At 71.1% G+C, this 1,625-nt stretch carries 3 protein-coding genes; all 3 read left to right on the top strand.

Features of this window, described 5'->3' with window-relative positions:
• Window positions 1–295, top strand: a 295-nt coding sequence (locus tag J3S20_RS29845) for a hypothetical protein (protein ID WP_216840569.1), incomplete at its 5' end; no start/stop codon positions are given.
• Window positions 295–975, top strand: a complete 681-nt coding sequence (locus J3S20_RS29840; RefSeq protein WP_216840568.1) for a hypothetical protein — start codon at window positions 295–297, stop codon at window positions 973–975. The genes J3S20_RS29845 and J3S20_RS29840, both read left to right, overlap by 1 nt.
• The gene (locus J3S20_RS29835) at window positions 972–1,544 is read left to right on the top strand and encodes a hypothetical protein (protein WP_216840567.1); all 573 of its coding nucleotides are present in this window, start codon (window positions 972–974) and stop codon (window positions 1,542–1,544) included. Before J3S20_RS29840 ends, J3S20_RS29835 begins: the two co-directional genes overlap by 4 nt.
• Window positions 1,545–1,625 lie beyond the last annotated feature (81 nt).

Genomic DNA, 1,625 nt, shown 5'->3' with positions numbered 1-1,625 from the left:
CGCCCTGTCTCAAAACCCAGCTTCGATTTCCCGCCTGGTCCGGCATTGGGCGCTTGGACGGCATCAACCACTGACAACGATGGAGGCTTGCGACATGACGGGATTGGTTGCGGCAAAACCCCCCGGCTTCATTCATCCGACGCTGCTGACGGCGACCTGTCACGGCGATGGCCTGGCGCAGCCGCTGGGCGTGGCGCCTGTGGCGCTGGGCGATGGTGGCCGGGGCGATGAGGCGGCGGCTGCGGTCACGGCCTCCAGCGCGTGTCCTGCGGCCTCTTTGCCGGGGATCATGTGATGCCGGCGAAGCGGCGGATCGACAGGTCGAGCGCGCGTCTCGAATGGGAGGCGGGCCGGACGGTGGCGGAGATCGCAACCCGGCATGGCGTGAGCCGTCAGGCGGTGGACCGGCTGGTGAAGGCCGAGGGCTGGGTGCGCGGCGATGGCGAGGGCGCGACCCTGGCTGAGACGGCGACGGCGCAGCGGATTTTTCGGCCCGTCACGGCGGCGGACTTCCGCGTTGCCAGTGAAGGCGTGCGGACGCTGGCGCGGATGAAGCAGGCGCTCGATGCGGTGGCCGGTGGTGCGACGCGCGCGGTGGCTGCTGGGCTGATCGGCATTGGGCAGGAGACGATGCGCGTCTGGCTCAAGGATGACCCGGTGTTCAACCGGCTGATGGCCGAGGCCGAGGCGACGAAGACCTGGCGCCGCATCACGCACCTTGAGGACGCGAGCGCGCGCGGCGACGTGGCGGCAACGAAGCTGCTGATCGAGCGCGACCCGGCCTCCCGCGGCGAGTTCGGCCCGCCGGCTGCGACGTTCGGCGGCGAGGGCGGCCCTGCGCTGGTGCTGAACCTGGTGCTGAACGCGGATCACCTCGCGACGCTGGGCGGTCCCACCGCGCGGGCGCCGGCTGCTGCTGGGTTGGTGATCGACCATCCACCCATCAACGACGAACAGGAGGCCCCCGCGCCATGAGCGGAATTGAATTGTTCGCACTACCGGCTGCAATCGGCGGCGGATCGGTGACGGTGGGCAGCGCCTTGGGCGTCGCCGGGCTGCTGGCAGGGGCGACGCGGGGCGCATCTGCGAACAACGCCCAGCAGCGGGCGCTCTATGACAACGCGCAGGCGCAGCGGCAGGCTGGCCAGAACGAGATCATGGCCGGCGAGGCAGAGGGCGCGCGGCTGCAGGACGATGGCCGGCGGCGCCAGGCCGCGGCGTTCAACCAGGCGGCGGGCCGCGGCATCGACCCGAGCAGCGGCAGCGAGGTGGACGTGGCGGCCGATCTGGCGGGCGGCTCGGCGCTGGACGCGGAGATCGCGCGCTGGCGGGGGCGGCAGGCTGCAGTCGGCCGGTATGACGAGGCGAACGCCATGGACCGCCGGGCGCGGCGCCTGGAGGCGAGCAAGCTGACCGATGCCGGGAGCACGCTGCTGACCAGCGGCGCCCGCCTCTACGGGACCTTCGAGCCGCGTTCGGAATACATCCCGCCGAAATACACGAAGCCGGAGCGCACCACCGGCCGCATCGCAGGCCCGATCTGATGCGCGCGCCACCCTTCATCTCTCTCGACAAGGACCCCTGAACCCATGGACCAGATGACCACCACCACCACCACCACCACC

The organism is Falsiroseomonas tokyonensis (genome assembly GCF_019024325.1).
Classification (GTDB): domain Bacteria; phylum Pseudomonadota; class Alphaproteobacteria; order Acetobacterales; family Acetobacteraceae; genus Falsiroseomonas; species Falsiroseomonas tokyonensis.
The sequence above is the reverse complement of the archived record's forward strand: the minus strand, read 5'-3'. Positions and strand labels throughout refer to the sequence as shown.

Bases quoted from the DNA above. Each gene is read 5' to 3' on its own strand.
- J3S20_RS29840 (WP_216840568.1), top strand. From the start codon at position 295: ATGCCGGCGAAGCGGCGGATCGACAGGTCGAGCGCGCGTCTCGAATGG.
- J3S20_RS29835 (WP_216840567.1), top strand. From the start codon at position 972: ATGAGCGGAATTGAATTGTTCGCACTACCGGCTGCAATCGGCGGCGGA.